General features: G+C 60.9%; 18 protein-coding genes. 6 read left to right on the top strand and 12 right to left on the bottom strand.

Annotated features, from left to right (window positions below; translation table 11 throughout):
• Positions 1–136 precede the first annotated feature (136 nt).
• From HED64_RS06325 to groES, 3 genes are all read right to left on the bottom strand, one after another.
• A complete protein-coding gene (locus tag HED64_RS06325) occupies positions 137–2,233 on the bottom strand; it encodes an acyltransferase family protein (RefSeq protein WP_168151239.1) in 2,097 nt (698 codons plus the stop codon).
• 235 nt (positions 2,234–2,468) lie between these two features.
• On the bottom strand, positions 2,469–4,076 hold the full coding sequence (gene groL, locus HED64_RS06320) for a chaperonin GroEL (protein WP_132358597.1): 1,608 nt from the start codon (positions 4,074–4,076) through the stop codon (positions 2,469–2,471).
• A 60-nt stretch (positions 4,077–4,136) separates the two neighbouring features.
• Positions 4,137–4,433, bottom strand: coding sequence for a co-chaperone GroES (gene groES, locus HED64_RS06315; RefSeq protein ID WP_132358598.1), 297 nt, complete (start codon positions 4,431–4,433; stop codon positions 4,137–4,139).
• 563 nt (positions 4,434–4,996) lie between these two features.
• On the opposite strand from groES, the gene HED64_RS06310 reads away from it, so the two are divergent.
• The 3 genes from HED64_RS06310 to HED64_RS06300 all read left to right on the top strand — a co-directional run bounded on the left by HED64_RS06310 (position 4,997) and on the right by HED64_RS06300 (position 8,494).
• Complete coding sequence (locus HED64_RS06310) at positions 4,997–5,860, top strand: GDSL-type esterase/lipase family protein (RefSeq protein ID WP_168151238.1); 864 nt, start codon at positions 4,997–4,999, stop codon at positions 5,858–5,860.
• 100 nt (positions 5,861–5,960) lie between these two features.
• Positions 5,961–7,214 carry a class I SAM-dependent methyltransferase gene (locus HED64_RS06305; protein ID WP_168151237.1) on the top strand — a complete coding sequence of 418 codons (1,254 nt, stop codon included), beginning with the start codon at positions 5,961–5,963 and terminating at the stop codon, positions 7,212–7,214.
• A gap of 137 nt (positions 7,215–7,351) precedes the next feature.
• On the top strand, positions 7,352–8,494 hold the full coding sequence (locus HED64_RS06300; protein ID WP_168151236.1) for a glutamate--cysteine ligase: 1,143 nt from the start codon (positions 7,352–7,354) through the stop codon (positions 8,492–8,494).
• 94 nt (positions 8,495–8,588) lie between these two features.
• Here HED64_RS06300 and tsaD read toward each other — a convergent pair whose 3' ends face one another.
• From tsaD to coaA, 7 genes are all read right to left on the bottom strand, one after another.
• Positions 8,589–9,662, bottom strand: coding sequence for a tRNA (adenosine(37)-N6)-threonylcarbamoyltransferase complex transferase subunit TsaD (gene tsaD / locus HED64_RS06295; protein ID WP_168151235.1), 1,074 nt, complete (start codon positions 9,660–9,662; stop codon positions 8,589–8,591).
• A 63-nt stretch (positions 9,663–9,725) separates the two neighbouring features.
• Positions 9,726–10,211, bottom strand: a complete 486-nt coding sequence (gene rimI, locus HED64_RS06290) for a ribosomal protein S18-alanine N-acetyltransferase (RefSeq protein WP_425351785.1) — start codon at positions 10,209–10,211, stop codon at positions 9,726–9,728.
• Positions 10,208–10,879, bottom strand: a complete 672-nt coding sequence (tsaB, locus tag HED64_RS06285) for a tRNA (adenosine(37)-N6)-threonylcarbamoyltransferase complex dimerization subunit type 1 TsaB (protein ID WP_168151234.1) — start codon at positions 10,877–10,879, stop codon at positions 10,208–10,210. Before tsaB ends, rimI begins: the two co-directional genes overlap by 4 nt.
• A 15-nt stretch (positions 10,880–10,894) precedes the next feature.
• The gene (gene tsaE / locus HED64_RS06280; RefSeq protein ID WP_425351784.1) at positions 10,895–11,443 is read right to left on the bottom strand and encodes a tRNA (adenosine(37)-N6)-threonylcarbamoyltransferase complex ATPase subunit type 1 TsaE; all 549 of its coding nucleotides are present in this window, start codon (positions 11,441–11,443) and stop codon (positions 10,895–10,897) included.
• On the bottom strand, positions 11,436–12,551 hold the full coding sequence (gene alr, locus HED64_RS06275) for an alanine racemase (protein ID WP_342590676.1): 1,116 nt from the start codon (positions 12,549–12,551) through the stop codon (positions 11,436–11,438). The genes tsaE and alr overlap by 8 nt, the downstream gene beginning before the upstream one ends.
• Before the next feature lie 240 nt (positions 12,552–12,791).
• A complete protein-coding gene (gene mscL / locus HED64_RS06270) occupies positions 12,792–13,190 on the bottom strand; it encodes a large conductance mechanosensitive channel protein MscL (protein WP_168151231.1) in 399 nt (132 codons plus the stop codon).
• A gap of 94 nt (positions 13,191–13,284) precedes the next feature.
• Positions 13,285–14,244, bottom strand: a complete 960-nt coding sequence (coaA, locus tag HED64_RS06265) for a type I pantothenate kinase (protein WP_168151230.1) — start codon at positions 14,242–14,244, stop codon at positions 13,285–13,287.
• 148 nt (positions 14,245–14,392) lie between these two features.
• Between coaA and glmS the strand changes: the two genes are divergently transcribed.
• On the top strand, positions 14,393–16,264 hold the full coding sequence (gene glmS, locus HED64_RS06260; RefSeq protein ID WP_168151229.1) for a glutamine--fructose-6-phosphate transaminase (isomerizing): 1,872 nt from the start codon (positions 14,393–14,395) through the stop codon (positions 16,262–16,264).
• A gap of 78 nt (positions 16,265–16,342) precedes the next feature.
• Here the strand turns inward: glmS and HED64_RS06255 are convergent, their stop codons facing one another.
• Positions 16,343–16,924, bottom strand: coding sequence for a mycothiol transferase (locus tag HED64_RS06255; protein WP_168151228.1), 582 nt, complete (start codon positions 16,922–16,924; stop codon positions 16,343–16,345).
• 110 nt (positions 16,925–17,034) lie between these two features.
• Here HED64_RS06255 and HED64_RS06250 point away from each other — a divergent pair, with 110 nt between their 5' ends.
• Together HED64_RS06250 and HED64_RS06245 are read left to right on the top strand one after the other, a co-directional pair.
• Positions 17,035–17,385 carry a holo-ACP synthase gene (locus tag HED64_RS06250; protein WP_168151227.1) on the top strand — a complete coding sequence of 117 codons (351 nt, stop codon included), beginning with the start codon at positions 17,035–17,037 and terminating at the stop codon, positions 17,383–17,385.
• Entirely contained in the window at positions 17,345–18,994 is a 1,650-nt protein-coding gene (locus HED64_RS06245) for an NAD(P)H-hydrate dehydratase (RefSeq protein ID WP_168151226.1), read from the top strand. The genes HED64_RS06250 and HED64_RS06245 overlap by 41 nt, the downstream gene beginning before the upstream one ends.
• A gap of 103 nt (positions 18,995–19,097) precedes the next feature.
• Here the strand turns inward: HED64_RS06245 and HED64_RS06240 are convergent, their stop codons facing one another.
• On the bottom strand, positions 19,098–20,441 hold the full coding sequence (locus tag HED64_RS06240) for a UDP-glucose dehydrogenase family protein (protein ID WP_168151225.1): 1,344 nt from the start codon (positions 20,439–20,441) through the stop codon (positions 19,098–19,100).
• Positions 20,442–20,548 lie beyond the last annotated feature (107 nt).

Here is a 20,548-nt window from a genome sequence, read left to right as displayed (position 1 = left end):
TTGAAGGCCAGAATACTCCGCTTCCCTTTGTCCCCGGAACCCTTGCTACATCACGCTTGCGCGACACTTCGGCCACCGGATGGCGCTCCCCGAGCTGTATCGCGGCGCTGACCGATGCGTTCGAAGCCGCGGCTTGTCAGCCAGCGAATGCGGCGAGGAACCGCTTTTCAAATTCCGCACCAGCACTCCGGGCATAGGTGCTGGTGAGGTGGGACTGATCCAGATAGACCAGCACGTTGCCGATCACCGGCCGGCAGAGAGCATCGGGACACAACACCTCACTCATGTCCATGGTGGAAAAGTGCTTCCCCAACTCCCCACTGGCGGCCAATTCCTCCAAGGGATTCACCGCCGCCAACAGTTCAGAGGCGGGGCTGGCGCATCGATCTGCCCCCGCCCCGTATCTATCCACACATTCCGGCGGTGAACTGGGCAAGCGTGGGGTGTCACGCAGGGAAACCACCGGGATGCCGGCATCTAGCAGGGGGCGGATGCCTGCCACGTAATCGGGGACCACCACTTCCTGCTCGGCGGCGCTTCGGCCAGCTTCATCTTCACCGGCCGCGGTGAAGGTACCCAGGGTAATCACGGCATCGGGCTGATGGTCAAGTACATACTTTCCCGCCGCCCGATTAAAGGCACCACATTCCTCGCCACGGGTTTCGGACTCCCCGCCAAAGCGGCACGACGGTTTCGTCAGGAGAATCCAACGCCAGCCCTGGTCTTGTGCCATCACATCGAGCGCACCGCTCCAGTGTTGGGCGTGGGAGTCCCCCATCAGCACGATGGTCTTGCTCGCGTCGGGGTTCCCGCCCTGCTGACAGTATTCGATCTGTTCTGCCGTCGGTGCCCACTCCCCCGTGCAATCGGCACCAAAGTTAGACCACTGCTCATCGAGTTTGCTGGTCAGCGGGATCACCACGGCACCGGCCTCGGGTTCGGACTCGAATCCCGGGTCAAGGCTGCGCGCCCCGGGGTTATCCATCGCCGGTTGCGCGGCGGCCCGAAGTTCCTCGGCCGCCACCTTGTGTTCCCAGCCGCCCAGCGGAAGCAGCACCACCGAGAGTAGGACGGCGATGCTCAGGCCCACTCGGCGGCGCTTGGCGGAGAGCCACGTCCACGAGCGCAGCGGCGATTCAACGATGCGCGTGGTGCCCCAGGCCAACAGCAGCGATACCAGCATCAGGCATAAGCCGGTGCCCACGGAGATTCTTTCGGCGCCGGATTCGGACAGGAAGAAGATCATCACCGGCCAGTGCCAGAGGTATAGCGCGTAGGAGATGTTCCCCAGCCAGCCCAGGACGGGTAACGCCAACACGCTCTGCACGCCTCGTCGGTTCGGCGGTGCAGCGATGATGAAGGCCGCGGCGAGTGTTGGCCACAGGGCCAAGTAACCGGGGAATTCGTGCTCCACCTGCAGCACCATCCCGCAGCTGAGAATCGCGGCCAGGCCCAACCAACCCAGCGGCACACCGATGATGGCTGGAATCTTTTCGATCAGTGGCAGGAAGATGGCCAGTAGGGAGCCGAGGGCAAATTCCCATAATCTGGCCCCGGTGTCGAAGTAGGCCCACTCTTGTGCCGCATCGGTGATGTAGATCGAGTAGGTGAGCGAAGCGATGAACACCAGAGAGAACATCACCCCCAGCACCATCCGGTAGCTCAGGGCCGGGAAACGAGCGCGCAACGACGTGAATATCAGCAGTCCCGCGGCCAGCAGCAGGGGCCACAGAATGAAGATCTGCCCCTGAATGGATAAGGACCAGAAATGTTGCAGCGGGCTGGCCGTTGCGTGATCGGCGGCATAGTAGTCAACGGACTCGCGAGCCAGCTGCCAGTTTTGCTGGTAAAAAAGACTGGCGGTGATCTGCTCCATGATCGAGCTCCACCTGGCCTTGGGCAACAAGCTCACGCTGGCGACGATGATCGCCAGGAAAACCACAACGGCAGCGGGCAGGAGCCGACGAAAAACGTTAAGCCAGTAACTCAGCAGGTTCAGGGGCCGGCCGTTTTCAATCTTTCGGATGAAGGTGCCGGTGAGGAAAAACGCTGAGAGCAACAAAAACACGTCCACGCCGCCGGAGACCCGGCCAAGCCAAACGTGGTAAACCATCACGAGGACCACGGCCAGGGCTCGAAGCCCCTGGAGTTCGGGCCGGAAGCGGTTGACGGTGAGTGGGGAAGCTATTGGACTCCGCCCTGCCACGCTGGGCGCAGGAAAGGAATTCGACATCAGTACATCCTGATAGTTTGGTCAGTGTCCACCCCCGGAACGGTGGGTGTGGGTCTCCCACGCTATCAAACTTCGTTATTGGTTCGTTACATGTAATTCCCAGCTTTGGTGCCCTCACGACAAAACGCCGCCGGTCCGACCTCATGACCGCGTTGGCGCGCCGTCACGGCGTATCAACAAAGCATGGAGGGGAACCGGCGGCGCTAGGTGCACCACCTACATAGGTGTCAGGTGCTTAGTGCTGGTGTGCTGCTTCCGCATCGGCGGCAGGCTTTTCGGCGACCAAGGTTTCGGTCGTCAGCACCAGGGCAGCGATCGATGCCGCGTTGCGCAGCGCCGAACGAGTGACCTTGACCGGGTCGATGACGCCGGCGTTGATCAGGTTCTCGTACACGCCGCTCAGAGCGTTGAAGCCCTCGTTGGCGGGAGATTCGGAAACCTTGGCAACAACAACGTAACCGTCGAAGCCTGCGTTCTGAGCAATCCAACGCAGCGGCTGAACCAGTGCGCGGCGCACGATGCCGACACCTGCTGCTGCATCGCCGGTGAGGGCGAGCACGGCAGGATCGGTATCCAGGACGGCAAGGGCGTCAACCAATGCGGTACCGCCGCCGGCAACAATTCCCTCTTCGAGGGCTGCGCGGGTGGAAGAAACGGCATCTTCGATGCGTGCCTTGCGTTCCTTCAGCTCGACCTCGGTGGCTGCGCCAACCTTGATCACGCCAATGCCGCCCGAGAGCTTAGCAAGACGCTCGGAGAGCTTCTCGCGGTCCCACTCGGAATCGGTGCGGGTCAGTTCGGCCTTGAGCTGCGAGACACGGTCTGCAACATCCTCGGCCGTTCCGGCACCGTCAACGATGGTGGTCGAATCCTTGGTGATGGTGATGCGGCGAGCCGATCCCAATACCTCGAGGCCAACCTGATCCAGCTGGAGACCCAGATCCGGGGAGACTACCTGCGCGCCGGTGAGGATCGCAATGTCCTGCAGCATCGCCTTGCGGCGGTCGCCGAAGCCCGGAGCCTTGACGGCCACGGCGTTCAGAGTGCCACGGATCTTGTTCACCACGAGGGTCGAAAGGGCTTCGCCCTCGGTGTCCTCGGAAACGATGAACAGCGGCTTGCCAGCGGCAAGCACCTTCTCCAGCAACGGCAAGAATTCTGCCACGGTGGAGATTTTTCCGGAGTTGACCAAGATCAGCGCGTCTTCGAGGACTGCTTCCTGACGCTCCGGGTCGGTGACGAACTGCGGGGACAAGTAGCCCTTGTCGAACTGCATGCCCTCGGTGACAACCAGTTCGGTGGCGGTCGTGGAGGATTCTTCGATCGTGATGACACCATCGGTGCCCACGGTCTCGAAAGCCTTGGCCAACAGCTCGCCAATTTCTTCGTTCTGTGCGGAGATCGCGGCAACGTTAGCTACCTGCTGACCTTCAACCGGCACGGCGTTTTCGATCAGGCGTGCTGCAACTGCCTCGACGGAAACTTCAATGCCGCGCTTGATTTCGCCCGGTGCTGCACCCGCGGCAACATTGCGCAGGCCCTCCTTGACGAATGCCTGTGCGAGCACGGTGGCGGTGGTGGTGCCGTCGCCGGCAACATCGTTGGTCTTGGTGGCTACTTCCTTGGCCAGCTGCGCGCCAAGGTTTTCGTAGGGATCCTCAAGCTCAACTTCACGAGCGATGGTCACACCATCGTTGGTGATCGTCGGTGCGCCCCAGGCCTTTGCCAGCACCACATTGCGGCCGCGTGGGCCCAAGGTGACCTTGACGGTGTTTGCGAGCTTATCGATGCCCGCTTCGAGTGCGCGTCGCGCCTCTTCGTTAAAAGCTAGCTGCTTTGCCATGTCTTGCTCCTTATAAGCTGCATAAAGCCCCGGCCAGTGGCCGGGGCTTTATCAGGAAAACTACTTTACGACGATGGCCAGAACGTCGCGTGCCGAGAGCACCAGGTACTCTGCACCGCCGACCTTGACTTCGGTTCCGCCGTACTTGGAGTAGAGCACAACATCGCCTTCGGCTACGTCAACCGGGACGCGGTTGCCGTTGTCATCGACGCGGCCGGGGCCTACGGCCACAACCTTGCCCTCCTGGGGCTTTTCCTTGGCGGAATCGGGGATGACCAGACCGGAAGCAGTGGTGGTTTCTGCTTCGAGCGGCTGGACGACAATGCGGTCCTCGAGAGGCTTAATGGAGACGGACATCGTCTCTCCTTTGCGTGAGTTACCAATGGTTTACGGGCCGTTCGGGTGGTACCAACCGTCGTCGCGGTGCCAGCTGGTGAATTACCTCAGGCTTTCAGCGTTTGTTGGGACAACAAACGCCACCACTGACTCTAGGCAACCATTAGCACTCGGTCAAGGCGAGTGCTAATTACGTCATCTTTTACGCGCTCGGCGCACAGCACCTCCCGAGCATCAAACCCCGTGAAACGCCAGCCGAATCTCCAACCTCATGCTTGGATCCGCACGCGAAGGTGCCACCGGCACTGGGCCAGATCGCTTCGACTTCATGCGGTCCACCCCTATTGTGTGAGCGTCCCTGGTCCTAGGATGGGCTGTACGTGCGGAACGGCATCATCTGCTCTCACCGCGTGGCGCACCGGATGCCCTCGCCAGAGGTCCCCCGGATGTGGTTTCCACCTTGGGGTTCAAATCACTGGCACCGACCGACAAGGTTGAGGTGCCCTTCCCGGCCACCCGACCAATCGGGCAATAGGCGGAACACACATTTCGTCCCGCCACCGTGAAAGCAGGGGATCTTTCTCATGACTCGTTCCGCGCCGTCTCGACGTTTAGCCCTACTGGCGGCCAGCGCCGCCGCCATCGTTCTTACACTCACCGGCATGACACCGGCGAGCGCAGCGGCCCCACCCACCGCAGCAGATTCATCGCAGGTGGTGAACTACGTGAATCTGGGTGATTCCTATTCCGCGGGATTCGGTTCCGGTTCACTGGTAGCCGGTCCGTTCTTCGGCTGCCTGCAGGGCAGCGGCCCCTCACATGTCACGCAGATTGCCAGCACAGAAAACGTTAATCTGCTGGCCAATGCCGCTTGTGCGGGTTTGCGGACCGGGGAGATAGCCGGAGTCATCGGAGCCATTGGGGGTCAGTTGGGCGCGGCAGATTTGGTCACGCTGAGCCTGGGTGCCAACGATCTGGATATTCGTGGGCTGCTGAGTGTCTGCAGTACGGCGGGCCTGGATATGGCCTGCGATCAGGCTCTTGCTGCTGGCGCGCAGCTGATTCCTACCGTCGGTGCCTCGGCCCACCAAACGTTGGCCCTGCTGGATGCATCAACCAGTGGGCAGATTCTGGTGTTGGATTACCCCAGACTGTTTACCGCCTCCGCAGGGGATCAGCCTCTGCTGACCGCCGCTCGAGCCCGGGACTTGAACGCGCTCGGTGATTCGCTGAACAAGGCGATTAGAAACGCAACTCGGGGAACAAGCGCCAGCTTCATTTCCGTCCAGGGGCGATTCAACAATCACGGTCTGGGATCTACCGATCCGTGGATCTACTTCAACGCGGGCAATCTGAATGATCCGTTTAATCTGCACCCCACGACCACCGGTTACCTTCAGGGTTACTATCCGGCGGTTCGCAGTTACCTGAACCGACTGCTGCCTTAGCGGATAAGTGACGGCAGGGGGCGCTGCAGTCTGTGGAGAGCACCCAGCGCCCCCTGAACCGCGCCACGGCGAGAGAGTCATCCGTACTAGGCTGGATCCCATGGCAAATCAAAACTCCGAGGCCGCAGCATCACAGCTGGCAATCCTGCTAACGCCCCCGGGATGGGAACTCTTAAACTCGATCGACCCCTCATCCGCCGGAACCAAAGAGGCAGCGCTGAACCTCAACTTGACGTTGCGCAAGGCCGGGCACCCGGTGGAGCTGGTCACCGCCGTGGTGCAGCAGGCGCAATTGCGCTCCAAGGCCCGGGTGAAGTTTGGCCCGTTTGCCGACCGCATGGTGTTTACCCCTGCCGGCCTAGAACAAGCCACCCGGCTTAAGCTCGCCGGGCTACACGCTCAGCGTTATACCCGTGCAGGTATCACGAAGGTTGCCGATTTGGGGTGCGGCATTGGTGCCGACTCACTCGCACTAGCCAGTGCGGAGATTGACGTTACAGCCGTGGAACTTGATGAGACGACCGCGGCTGCCGCCACACTGAACCTCATGCCGTGGCCCAGCGCCACGGTGGTGAACGCCGACGCCATGGACTTCGATCTCACCGGATTCACCGGGGTATGGCTAGATCCAGCCCGGCGCACCACGGACACCTCGGGCACCTCACGAATTTTTGATCCCGAAGCCTTCAGCCCTCCCCTGTCCTTCGTCGAATCGCTGGCCGATCGGGGGCTCGCAGTCGGTGTGAAAATGGGACCGGGTCTTCCGCATGCCGCAGTGCCAAAGACCTGTGAGGTTCAGTGGGTGTCGATCAATGGCGACGTCACCGAGGCAGCCCTCTGGTTCGGTCCGTTGGCCCGCCCCGGTGTCCGCCGAGCGGCCCTAGTCATCGGCGAGAACGGAGCCACCGAACTGACAAGCAGCACGGATTTTGATCCGGATGCCGCCCTGCGCGGCGACGTTCCCGTCGGAGAGATTGATGCCTTCATTCACGAACCCGATGGCGCGGTGATTCGCGCCGGTTTGATCGATGAGTTGCTGAAGCAAACCGGTGGGCACCTCATTGATGGGCACATCGCCTACTTCAGCACCGCCGAATCGATCTCCACCCCGATGGCTAAGAGCTACCGAGTCCTGGCCATCCGCCCGTACCACGTGAAAAACCTTAGGGCTTGGGTGAAGAGTGAAAAAATTGGTGTGCTGGATATCAAGAAGCGCGGCATGGATGTGACCCCGGAGGAATTGCGCAAGATTCTGCTGGCCGGCACCGGGAAAGATGCGAAAAACAAGGCAACCTTGATCCTGACCCGCGTGGGAGATACGCGTCTGGCCATCGAGGTCGAGCCAGTCTCCTAGCAACGTGAGCACAATTACTCGGTCATGAATCGACAAAACCGTGCCATGGCGCACCAGCGGCGCACAGTGCTCGCTTTCGCTCGATAGACTTACGATAACAATGCGGCGGTTTTCGCCGTTATCGACATGGAGGTTCGGTGCAGATAGATTTCGCGTCATCACGCCAGTCCACACTTGGTGTGGAGTGGGAAGTGGCTTTGGTGGACCGCAATACCTCCGATCTGCGTTCGGTCGCCGAGGAAGTGTTAGCCGAATTGCACCGCCTTCATGGTTCCCTCGGTGCTGACGAGGAACATCCGCATGTTAAGCAGGAACTCCTGCTTAACACCGTGGAAATTGTCACCGGCGTCTGTGAGACGGTGGCTGAAGCCAAGACCGAATTGCACGACAACTTGGCTGCCATCCGCGAGGTCACCGACCCCATGGATATCGACCTTTACTGCGCAGGCTCCCACCCCTTCGCCCCACCGAAGCTGCAGCCCGTCACCGACAAGGACCGCTACGCCAAGATGATTGACCGCACCCAATGGTGGGGTCAACAAATGGTCATCTACGGGGTACACGTTCATGTGGGCCTCGACTCACGAGCCAAGGCCTTACCGGTGGTCGATGGGCTGATCAACTATCAGGCGCATTTCCAAGCGCTCAGTGCCTCCAGCCCTTTCTGGGGTGGGGAAGACACTGGGTACGCCTCGCACCGCGCTCTGATGTTCCAGCAGCTACCCACCGCCGGCATCCCGTACCACTTCCCCGAGTGGGAACAGTATGAGGCCTATGTCGCGGATATGCTGCACACCGGAGTCATCGACGACATTTCAGAGATCCGCTGGGATGTGCGCCCGGTCCCGCGCTTCGGGACCGTGGAGATGCGCATCTCCGATGGGCTGTCCTCATTGCAGGATATCGGTGCCATCGCCGCACTGACCCAGTGCCTGGTACACGACATGTCCACCACCATCGACAACGGCGGAACCATACCGGTCATGCCACCGTGGTACCGCGTGGAAAACAAGTGGCGGGCCGCCCGCTACGGCATGGAAGCCATCATCATCCTCAACGCCGCCGGCGACGAAATGTTGGTCACCGAGCACCTGCGCCAGGAATTGAAGCGGTTGGCCCCGGTCGCGGCGGAACTAGGCTGCAGCGCCGAACTCGCCGATGTGGAGCGCATCATCAAGGGCGGCGCCGGTTACCAATGGCAGCACAAGGTTGCGGCTGCTCACGGCGGCAACCTCCGCGAGGTCGTCAAGGACAACGTCCGACGCATGCATCTGGCCTAGCCCAGAACGCACAGTAACGGGCATGATCAAGGGCGGCAGTTCATCGAACTGCCGCCCTTGATCATGCCCAATCGTCGTAGCTGACCAAACCCGCTCAGGCAGCCAGGGAAATCAAGCTCACCGGTTGTCCCGAATCGGTGGAGAAGCCCAGCCCCGTGGGCGTGATGCCGGCTGCCACCAATTGGGCACCCAGCGCTGCAACCATGGCCCCGTTATCCGTGCAGAGCTCTCGCGGCGGAACCCGCAGCGTGATGCCGGCCGAGGCGCAGCGGGCAGCGAGTAGCGCGCGCAGCCGAGAGTTGGCGGCAACACCGCCGCCCAGCAACAGGTTTTCTATCCCGTGTTCCTTGCAGGCGCGCACCGCCTTGGAGGTAATCACGTCGACAACTGCTTCTTGGAAGGAGGCGGCAATGTCCGCGACGGGGACCTCTTCGCCACGCTTCTGGTACTGCTCAACACAGCGCGCCACGGCGGTTTTCAATCCGGAGAAGGAGAAGTCGTGACGGTGCTTGCCCGGTTCCTCAGCAGAACCCACAAACTTGGGTAGGGTCAGACCGCGCGGGAAACGGATGGCCTTGGGGTCACCCTCCTTGGCCAACGCATCGATGACCGGTCCGCCCGGGTATCCCAATCCCAAGAGGCGGGCCACCTTGTCATAGGCTTCACCCGCGGCGTCATCAATCGTTGCCCCGAGCAGACGCACATCGTCGGTGAGCGAATTGACCTGCAGAATTTCGGTGTGTCCGCCGGAGACCAAAAGTGCGCCGAGCTTTTCGGGCAGCTGTCCACCGTCTAGGACCCCCACCCCCACATGGGCCACCAGGTGGTTGATCGCGTACAGCGGCTTGCCCGTGGCCAGCGCCAAGGACTTGGCTGCCGCGACGCCCACCATCAGAGCGCCGGAGAGCCCCGGTCCGCTGGTTACGGCAATCGCATCGATGTCCGCAAGCTTGACCCCGGCCTCTTCAAGCGCCGCCTCAAGGGTTGGGACAAAAGCATCCAGATGGGCGCGGGAAGCAATCTCGGGGATGACACCGCCGAAGCGGACGTGCTCCTCCATCGAGGAGGCCACGGCGTTTACGAGTAGGTCGGTGCCTCGCACAATACCCACTCCCGTTTCGTCGCAGGAGGATTCAATGCCAAGAACGAGTGGTGCAGAAAGGGACATGTCACCAATTTTAGGTCCGCCACCCCGATTTTCACGAAGCGGGCACCGCGGTGGTGGCAGCGATCACGTCGCGGTGATAAGCACCTTGCGCATGATGATGGCATCCACGCCCTCGCGGTAGTACCCCTTGCGACGATGGATGGCCTCAAACCCGTGACGTGCGTACAGCCCCTGGGCCCGGGGATTATCCTCGCGGACCTCCAGCAAAAGATCGGTGGCGTTGGCGCTGGTGGCTCCGGTGATCATAAGGCGCAGCAGGTGGCTGCCGATGCCCTGCCCTTCAGCCTCGGGGCGCACGGCGATGGTCTGGATATCGGCCAGCGGCAGCACACACATCATCCCGGCATAGGCGATGATTCGCGTTCCGTCGCTGACCACCCAATAGGTCCGGGTGTCGTGCTCCGCCAGTTCGTCGTAAAACATCTGAAGCGGCCAGGCATCACCGGGGAACAGTTCTTTTTCCAGCTCCCAGACCTCTGGCACATCGGCGGGCACCATGGCCCGAGTCTCCAGTCCTGGCACGGCCAAGGAATCGCTTGAGACGTTCACAGCAGCTTGCCCTTCATCACGGCCGGGACCTTGGCATCGGACTCGCGCAGGTACAGCGGTTCGGTGCTCAGCAGCTCACGGCCCGCGGCCAGCGAACGGGCGGCGCTGGTGCCCAATGACACGGCGCTGGGATGCGCCTGGTCGAATCCTGGCACCACCGTCGCCCCGATGGCGGCTAGGCGTTCGGAGTACAGGCCCGCACCGGCTCCAAAGGTCGGCAGCGGCGGCAATTCTTCGGCGAGGCTCACGTGCGGTCCATCGGCCAACAGTCCATCGTGGTGGTACCTGGCCCAGTAGAGTTCCTTGCGCCGCGCATCAATGGCGACGGTGAAATCACCCGTTGGTTCGGTGGCTACCGCTTCCAGCGCAATGGCATCAAGGCTCATCACCCCATGCAGGGCAACGTCCCAGACGAAGGCCAGTGTTTTGGCGCTGGCTAGGCCAACACGCAGCCCGGTGAAGGGTCCGGGGCCAACACCCACCACGACGGCGTCGGGCCGCACGGCCCCGGCGTCCTGCAGCAGCGCTTCGATGGCCGGGGCCAAGACCTCGGCATGATCATTACCCACAAGCGAAGTGAAGGATCCGAGCACCGCAACGCCAGCGCCGGTAGTTTCCAGTAACGCGGCGGAGGCATTGGCAGAGGTATCGATGGCCAGTAACAGCATGTGTGTAGTTTTCCCTTAGCTTCTGAAGTGTGTGAGTAATGCGGCAAGCTGCGGATCATTGTCCCAGCGTGGTCCCACCGCTCTGATGCTGATGGTGCGCTGTTCGTCCTCATCACCCTCGGAGAAGTCGAAGACCAATTCTTCGCCGATCTCTGCCGATCCGGGACGTTGCAGCACGATCTCCAAACGTGAGTCGCTGAGTTGTTCGACCTTGTCCGCGCCCCATTCCACGACCGTGACGGAGGTGCTGAGACTGGATTCGAGATCAAGGTCATCAATTTCAGCGGCGGTGGCAAGCCGATAGGCATCCACGTGCACCAGGTCCGGTCCCTCCCGAAGTGTGGGATGGATACGCGAGATCACGAAGGTCGGGGAAATGATACCCTCGCGCACTCCGATGCCCAGCCCCAGTCCTTGGGTGAAGGTAGTTTTCCCCGCGCCCAGTTCACCGGTCAGCACCAGTAGGTCCCCGGCACGAAGAATGGCCCCCAGGGATCGAGCAAAGTGATGGGTTTCTTCAACTCCGTTGACGATAAGCTCCGACGATGTGCCATTCTCACTCACCGGATTCACCCCAGGTTCCCTCCACCAGACGGCGGGGCACACGCGGGGAAATGCGCGTGACAATCTCGTAATTAACGCTTCCTGCGGCATCCGCCCATTCGGTCACCGACGGTCCACCCTCACCAAAGAGGATGGCCGTGGCACCGAGTATGGCTGCCACGTCAATGTCCGGTCCAAGATCAACCACAAATTGGTCCATGGCAATGGTTCCACGCACCAGGTACGTTTTACCCAGAATGGACACCGGAGCATTATTCGCCGTACGCGGCAATCCGTCGGCGTAGCCCATCGGGATCAGGCCCAGGTAGGTCTCTTCACTGGTGTGATAATGAAGGCCGTAGCTCACGCCCTGTCCCGCTGGCACCTTTTTTACGTTGGCGATGCGGCTTTCCAGCGTCATGGCAGGACGCAGCCCGTAGCGTGCGGGGTCTTCTCCGGCGAAGGGGCTCAAACCGTAAAGGCCAAGTCCGAGCCTGACCATGTCGTAGTGAGCATCGGGGCGCGAGAGGATCGCGGGAGTGTTCGCGATGTGACGTACTTCGAGGTCGAATCCAGCGTCTTCGGCCAAGGCAACGGCTTCGTTGAAGGCCTTCAGTTGCTCGTCAGTTTCGGGGCGTTCGGGTTCATCGGCAACAGCAAGGTGGGAGAAAACGCCCACCACCCGCATCAGCCCTTCGTCTTGGTAGCTGGCCGCGCGCCCCAGTAATTCTTCCCACTGTGCCGCGGTGCTGCCGTTGCGTCCCAAGCCCGTATCAATTTTGAGATGAACTCGTGCCGGTTGGGCCGCTGCCTGTGCGGCATTGGCTACGTGGTCAAGTTCCCAACCAGAAACGGCCAAATCGATGTTGGCGGAGATGGCTTCCTCGAACGGGGTTCCATCGGTATGCAGCCATGCGAGCAGAGGTGCTTCTAGACCTGCTTCGCGTATTTTCAGTGCTTCGGTGACATGTGCGCAGCCTAGCCAGGAGGCACCAGCCTGGATTGCGGCCCGACTCACGGCAACGGCTCCGTGCCCGTAGCCATCGGCCTTGACCACCGCCATGACCGCTGCGGGAGCAACAAGTTCGCCCACCCGCTTCACGTTTTCCCGAACGTTGGCCAGGTCGATAACGGCTCGGCGTTCCCAGTGAGACTTCGTTGTCTCATCCGCGGTGGGATATGAATTTTCGGACTGGTGGGAAGTTTGTGCGCTCACGCATCCATCATCCCACTTTCAACGCGGAGCTTGATTCATTGGCACGCTGTCGGCAACCGAGCTGTCCGATCGGGTACACAAATGGCGATGCCCCGGTGCGCTGATCATGATGATCAGCGCACCGGGGCATCGCCGTGGTGGTTTGTAGATGGACTAGGAAGTTCGACTACGCAATTCGTCGCGAATTTCGGCCAGCAGTGCAAGCTGCGGGTCAACTTCCGCTTCCGGCTCTTCGACACCAAGACGGGCATCACGCATGTCGGCGAGGTGCTTCATCGGTACGACGACGAAGAAGTAGATTGCGGCAGCAACGAGAATAAAGTTCACCAGAACGGTCAGGAAGGCACCGATCTTGATGGCGACTCCGGAACCGATCGTGATAACCAGGAAGTTATCGAAGTTCGGCGAACCCACCAAGGCTGCGATCAATGGCATGAGAATGTTCTCAACCAAGGCGGTGATCACGGCGCCAAAAGCGGCACCAATGACGACGGCGACGGCAAGGTCAACGACGTTGCCTTTCATTATAAATTCTTTGAATCCCTTGAGCATGTGCCTAGCTTTGCACACAATGTCACTGGTCAACAGGTAATGCACCGGTATTTTTCAGTTTATTTGCTTACCATTCATCGTTCGTTTTGATCGATCAGATCTTGCGCAGCAACATGCGACGGATCGAGTGATCTCCCGATTTACTCAAAACGAGTTGCGCACGACCACGTGTGGGAATCACGTTTTCTCGCAAGTTTGGTTCGTTAATGCGCTTCCAGATACCGTGTGCGGTCTCCCGTGCTTCCTCATCACTGAGCGAGGCGTAGCGGTGGAAGTAAGACGCGGGATCCGAGAACGCTCCGGAACGAAGTCTCATGAAACGGCGGATGTACCACTCTTCGATGTCAGCGGTCCGCGCATCGACATACACCGAGAAATCGAAGAAGTCACTCAATGCCAGACCAGCTGTGCCATCAAGTCGTGCGCGGGCTGGCTGCAACACGTTCAGGCCTTCAACGATCAGCACCTGCGGGGATCGCACCACAACTTCTTTTCCGGGAACGATGTCGTAGCTCAGGTGCGAGTACCAAGGTGCACGAACCTCCGGGGCACCCGATTTGACCTCGGAGACAAAACGCAGCAATCGACGTCGATCGTAGGACTCCGGAAAACCCTTGCGGTGCATGATGCCGCGCTGCTCCAGATCCGCATTCGGATACAGGAAGCCGTCGGTGGTGATCAGCTGCACATCGGGGGTGTCGGGCCAGCGCCGCAATAGTTCCTGCAGCACGCGGGCAGTGGTGGATTTACCCACGGCCACCGAGCCAGCAACACCGATAACAAAGGGGGTGCGTCGCGTTGATTCACCAAGGAAGGTATTGGTGGCCTGATGCAGCGAGGCCGAGCCCTGAACGTAGAGGTTTAACAATCGTGAGAGTGGTAGATAAACCTCGCGCACCTCGGAAAGATTCAGTGTTTCACCGAGCCCACTGAGACGCATCAAGTCCGCTTCATCCAGGGGTTGCTTGATCTCATTCGACAATCGCGCCCACGTTTGGCGGTCCAATTCAACGAAGGGTGTTGCACTGTAGTCGACCGCTCGCTGTCCATTCACGCCTTGAATTGTGCCAACAACTGACCCGTAATCCCAAACTTCATGAATTAGCCATACCTTGTTGGCGTGGTTATACCCACATGTCTTTTTAAGCTATCAGCGGGGCAAATGCACCCGGTACATCCCGGGGCACGGTAATCTTTTCCTCATGTGTGGAATCGTTGGATACGTAGGTAATGCTGGCCGAGCAGCCAATCATGGTGCGCTCGATGTGATTCTTGAGGGCCTGCGACGCCTCGAGTATCGCGGATACGACTCGGCCGGACTTGCCGTAGTCACCGATGCGGGAATCAGTTCGCGCAAAAAGGCGGGCAAGCTCGTCAACCTCGTCGACTCGTTGGAAGCAGATGCTCTGCCGGCATCTCTGACCGGAATTGGCCACACTCGTTGGGCCACCCACGGCGGCCCAACCGATGGCAATGCCCACCCTCACCTGGCCGATGAAGGCAACCTCGCGTTGATTCACAACGGCATCATCGAAAACTTTGCCGAGCTCAAGGGCAAGCTGCGCGCCGACGGCGTCGAATTCCTTTCCGAAACTGACACCGAAGTTGCAGCAGCACTGCTCGGATCCGTCTACCGTGGCGAAGGCGCCGGTGACCTCACCCGTTCCATGGAGCTCACCGCCCGCCAGCTTGAGGGTGCCTTCACCCTGCTGGCCGTCCACGCCGAGCACCCCGGCGTCGTTGTCGCCGCCCGCCGTAACTCCCCGCTGGTATTGGGACTGGGCGACGGCGAGAACTTCTTGGGTTCCGATGTGTCGGGCTTCATCGACTTCACCCGCCGCGCCGTAGAACTGGGTCAGGACCAGATCGTCACGATCACGCCCGATTCCCACACCATCACCGACTTCGCTGGCAACCCGGCCGAAGGCAAAGAATTCACCGTTGATTGGGACGCTGCCAGCGCCGAAAAGGGTGGCTTTGGTTCCTTCATGGAGAAGGAAATCTTCGACCAGCCAGCCGCAGTTGCCGACACCCTGCTGGGTCGCTCGGACGCCTTCGGACGCCTGACCCTTGATGAACTGCGCATCTCCCCCGAGGAACTGGCAGCAGTCACGAAGATTGTTGTGCTCGCCTGCGGTACCTCCGCCTATGCGGGTTCGGTAGCCAAGTACGCCATCGAAAACTGGTGCCGTATCCCGGTCGAGGTCGAGTTGAGCCACGAATTCCGTTACCGCGATCCGATCGTGGATGCCAATACCCTGATCGTTTCCATCTCCCAGTCGGGCGAAACCATGGATACTCTCATGGCAGTGCGTTACGCCAAGGAGCAGGGCGCCAAGACTCTGGCCATCTGCAACACCAACGGCTCCACCATCCCGCGTGAATCCGATGCCGTGCTGTACACCCACGCCGGACCGGAAATTGCCGTCGCCTCCACCAAGGCGTTCCTGGCCCAGATCACCGCCACCTACCTGTTGGGTCTGTACCTGGCTCAGTTGCGTGGCAACCTGTTCTCCGGACAGATCAAGGACATCCTGGCCGATCTGGGTAAGATCCCTGCCAAGATCCAGGACATTCTGGACCGCAGCGAAGAGATCAAGTCGCTGGCACGCTCGATGAAGGACAACGAGTCGGTGCTCTTCCTGGGCCGCCACGTGGGCTACCCCGTCGCCATGGAAGGCGCGCTGAAGCTCAAGGAAATCGCTTACATCCACGCGGAAGGCTTTGCCGCTGGCGAGCTGAAGCACGGTCCGATCGCCCTGATCGAGCAGGATCTCCCGGTCTTCGTAGTGGTTCCATCACCGCGCGGCCGCGACTCGTTGCACTCCAAGGTGGTTTCCAACATCCAGGAAGTGCGCGCCCGTGGCGCCAAGACCTTGGTCATTGCGGAAGAAGGCGATGAGTCGGTTCGCGATTACGCTTCGTTCGTCTTCTACGTCCCGGAGACCCCGGTGCTGTTGATGCCGCTGCTGTCCACCGTTCCGTTGCAGCTCTTCGCCTGCGAACTGGCCTCGGCCAAGGGCCTTGACGTTGATCAGCCGCGTAACCTGGCCAAATCGGTCACCGTCGAGTAAATCAACGGTTCTTTCTTCGCGTCGTCACTGCGTGGTGCAGGAGCTTCCCCTTTGGGGCGGCACCTGCACCATCGGTGCTTAACGCCCGTTTTGGCTCAACGCGTCCTTGTGGATACCCTGCAGGAATTGTGCCTGCGCCAGGTGCGCCGTCACCTCACCTAAGATGCTGACCAAGCGTGTCAGGGCCGTCACCTCAGGGTTCCAGCGCCGATCAATGACCGTATCAAGGTCCTGCTCGGTGAGGCGGTCAAGGACGCTCATCGTCAGTTGATGGACGTCTTGGTGATAACCGAGCAGGTATTCACCGTCGTACATCCCGAAGTCCGCCACGGCGTCGATGCCCTGCCCATACCCAGTTTCCATTAACGGGTAGGACAGATTAAACGTGGTGGCCCAACCCTTTGAAACCCAACACTGCTCGAGTGATTGCTCCTGGCCCAGGCTCAGGGCCAGATGCGTGAAGTGGTCATCTTGAACTCGACTCAGGTGCCAGATCAGCCATGCCATCGAGTTGCTATTTTCACTGGCCCGGAATCGGAGCATTCGCGGTTCGGCCGCTTCCAAGAGTTCCTCCAGGCTTTCTTGTGCGCGAGAAAATCCGTCCCGCAGCAGGGCTATGGCTCGCGATTCGCCCTCGTTTGGCTGGTCTGTGCTGCCCATGATTCACGGTTCCTTCCACCGCCTACCGGGTGCAAGCGGTGCCAAGAAGCCTACGCCCCATTCATCGGGTGCGGATCGGGCGCTGCATCACGCCAGCTAAACTCGAAGGCATGATCGTGGGAATTGGTGTTGATGTTGTTCAGGTGTCGAGGTTCAAGGCGCAATTGGAGCGGACCCCCGCCCTCCTAGAACGGCTTTTTGTCCCGGATGAGCGCGATCTACACGTGCGCTCCCTCGCTGCACGTTTTGCGGCCAAGGAAGCCATCGCCAAGGCCCTTGGCGCACCGGCCGGTATGAACTGGCAACATTGCACCATCAAGAAGGACGCTGCGGGTGATCCGTATGTGGTCCTCGACGGTTCGGTTGCCGAGGCCGCCGAGGCCAAGGGCGTGGTGCACTGGCACCTGTCGATGAGTCACGATGGTGACCTGGCCACCGCCATGGTGGTTGCCGAACGATAAGAACACCTTGGTTCCGGCGCGAAGCGCCGCTGCTGACCTGCAAGAATTTGCGCTCACGGTTGGGTATTCTGAACGTATGATCCCCGTCTATGCAGGTTCCCACGTTCGAGATGCCGAGACCGCACAGCTCAAGGATGCAAACGACACCACATTGATGCGTCTGGCCGCCGATGCGCTGGCACATCAAGCCGTTTTGATGCTCAAGAGTGATGGCGGACGTCTCTACGGCGCCCGAGTGCTGGGACTGATCGGACCGGGAAACAACGGCGGGGATGGACTCTTTGCCCTGGCCGCACTGGCCAAGCGCGGGGTACGTGCCACTGCCGTACTGCTCGCCCCTCAGGCGCACGCTCAGGGCCTTGCCGCGCTCGTGCGCTCCGGAGGACGCACCACGACCGCCAAGCACCTAGACGAGCTCCTGGTGGATACCGACTTGGTTGTTGATGCCCTCTACGGCACCGGATTACGCCCCGGCGCCGAGCTACCGAAAATCCCGAGCCAGGTGCGGGTGCTGGCCGCCGATATCCCCAGCGGCGTGGATGCAAACACCGGAGCAGCAGCTCCCAGCGTGATTCGCGCGGATCGCACCGTATGCTTCGGCGCCCTGAAGACCGGTCTGGTGGTGGGCTCCGGGCACCTGGTCTCCGGAAGCATCCACATCACCGATGCCGGATTAACGGATCACCTGCCGAAACCCGATGCATGGGTGGTGCAGGGGGATGATCTAGAGCTTTTGTTGGATCGTGATCAGAGTTGGGCAGCGGCCGGCGCGCACAAGTATCAGCGTGGCGTGTTGGGGCTGCTGGCAGGATCCGCGAAATATCCCGGTGCTGCGGTACTCAGCGCCCGCGCCGCGGTCGCCAGCGGCCTCGGTCTGCTGCGCACCGTGGTCCCGGAGGCGGTCGCCACGGCACTGACCACACAGGTCCCCGAATCTGTCCCGCTGAACACCGAAGAGCTCACCGCCCTATTGGCGCGGAACCGCCGCAACGGACGTGCCGGAGCGACCCGCATTTCGGCCTGGGCCATCGGCCCGGGTCTTGTTGACAACGCCGAGACGCGTCAGTACCTGGACCAGATCCTCGAAGCCAACAATCCGTGTGTGCTTGATGCTGGTGCCCTGGCGATGCTGGAGCCGGGCGAACACCACCAATTACGCATTCTTACCCCGCATGCCGGGGAGCTGCACTCACTGCTGGCTAAGGCCGGCGTCCGGGTCAGCGCGACCGACATCGCCACCGACCCGATCCGCTGGGCCCGCTGGGCGGCGGTGGCCTATGACTGTGTCATCTTGCTGAAGGGTTCGGCCACCATTTGCACCGCGCCCGATGGCTACGCGCTCATCGTCCATGCCGCGACCCCGGATTTGGCCACGGCCGGCAGTGGGGACGTACTCACCGGGATCTTGGGCACGCTGCTCGCGGCTGCCACCTTCCCGTCGATGACCGGAGCCGACGAAGTGACCCAGAGTCACCGCCTGACCGAATTGGCCGCAGCGGGGGCGCTCATCCACGCGCATGCCGGTGCCCTGGCCGCGGCTGAGGGCACACTCAGTGCCGTAGATCTTCTGCAGGAACTCCCCCGCGCCGCTCGCCAGCTAGGACTCTAAGCTAGCGACGCGTTACGACAAGACAAGGCAAGGGGCCAGTTCCATGAACTGGCCCCTTGCCTTGTCTTGGGGTACTGCGGGGACTGGCTACTTAGCTCGTGTCCTAGAGCTGGCCGTCCAGCGGAGTGTAGTGCTGGCCCATGCCCACCAGTTCCCACCCGGCGGCTTCCCATCGAGAACGGTTGAGCACATTGCGCCCGTCGATGATCTTGCGCGCACCGACCAGGGGCTCCAGGTCCGCTGGCAGCAAGGTCTTGAACTCATCCCATTCGGTCAAGAGCAGGACCAGGTCCGCATTCTGCACCGCCGCGGCAAGATCCGGGGCGTAGTTCAGGCGCGGGAAGCGGGCGGCGGCGTTGGTATTGCCCTTAGGGTCGTACACCGACACCTCGGCTCCAGCGTTAAACAGCCGGACGGCGATATCCAGTGCCGGTGAATCGCGAACGTCATCGGAGTCCGGTTTGAAGGTGACACCCAGAACCGCAATCTGCGCCCCGGCCAGTTGGTCCTTGAGCATGGTCTGTGCCAGCCGCACCACGCGTTCGCGCCGGCGCAGGTTGATCTCATCGACTTCGGCCAGGAAGCCCATGGTGTGGGTCAGCCCGAGTTCGCTGGTGCGTGCCTGCAAGGCTCGGATGTCCTTGGGCAAGCAGCCACCGCCAAAGCCCACCCCGGCGTTGAGGAATTTTCGCCCGATGCGGGCATCGTAACCCAGTGCATCTGCCAGTACGGTGATGTCACCGCCGATGGTCTCGGTGACCTCGGCGAAGGAGTTGATAAAGGAGATCTTGGTGGCCAGGAACGCATTGGCAGCGACCTTCACCAGTTCGGCGGTTTCGAAGTCGGTGACGATCAGCGGCGTGTTGGCCTCGAGGGCTTGGGCGTAGATGACGCGCAGGGTCTCTTCGCTGTGCGCGTCGGTGCAGCCAATGACCAAACGGTCAGGGGACATGGTGTCCTTCACGGCGAAGCCCTCACGGAGGAACTCGGGGTTCCAGGCCAACGAAATCTGTGCGTCGGGGTGTGCGTGGGTGCCAATGATTGACTCAAGGCGCCGCGCTGTTCCCACCGGCACGGTTGACTTGCCCACGATCAGTGCCTTGCCCCTGATTCTGGTGGCCAGTTCGGTGACCGATGCATCAACAAAACGCATGTCGGCCCCGTGGCCGTCGGCGCGTTGCGGGGTTCCGACGCCGATGAAATGAACATCGGCCCAGGAAGCAACCTCGTCGTAGTCGGTCGTGAAGCGCAGCCGACCGGACTCAACGTGCTTTTCCAGCAACCGATCCAGACCGGGTTCATGGAAAGGCAATTTTCCGGCCGAAAGGGCTTTGATCTTGGCCGGATCAACGTCAACACCAATGACCTCAAAGCCCAATTCCGCCATGCAGGCAGCGTGTGTAACACCGAGGTAGCCGGTGCCCACCACCGAAATCTTTAAGCTCATAATCCCCGAGTACACCCTTCAAGAATGGTGGGGTCACGGCGTCGTGGCCGTAACCCTTAGGACAAACACCACCGAGTCTAGAAGCAGCTTCCGCTTGGCGCCGTTTC

It is taken from the genome of Paeniglutamicibacter terrestris (assembly GCF_012271785.1).
In the GTDB taxonomy this organism is placed as follows: domain Bacteria; phylum Actinomycetota; class Actinomycetes; order Actinomycetales; family Micrococcaceae; genus Paeniglutamicibacter; species Paeniglutamicibacter terrestris.
Note: the sequence above shows the minus strand (reverse complement) of the source record. Positions and strands in the feature narration are given on the sequence as shown.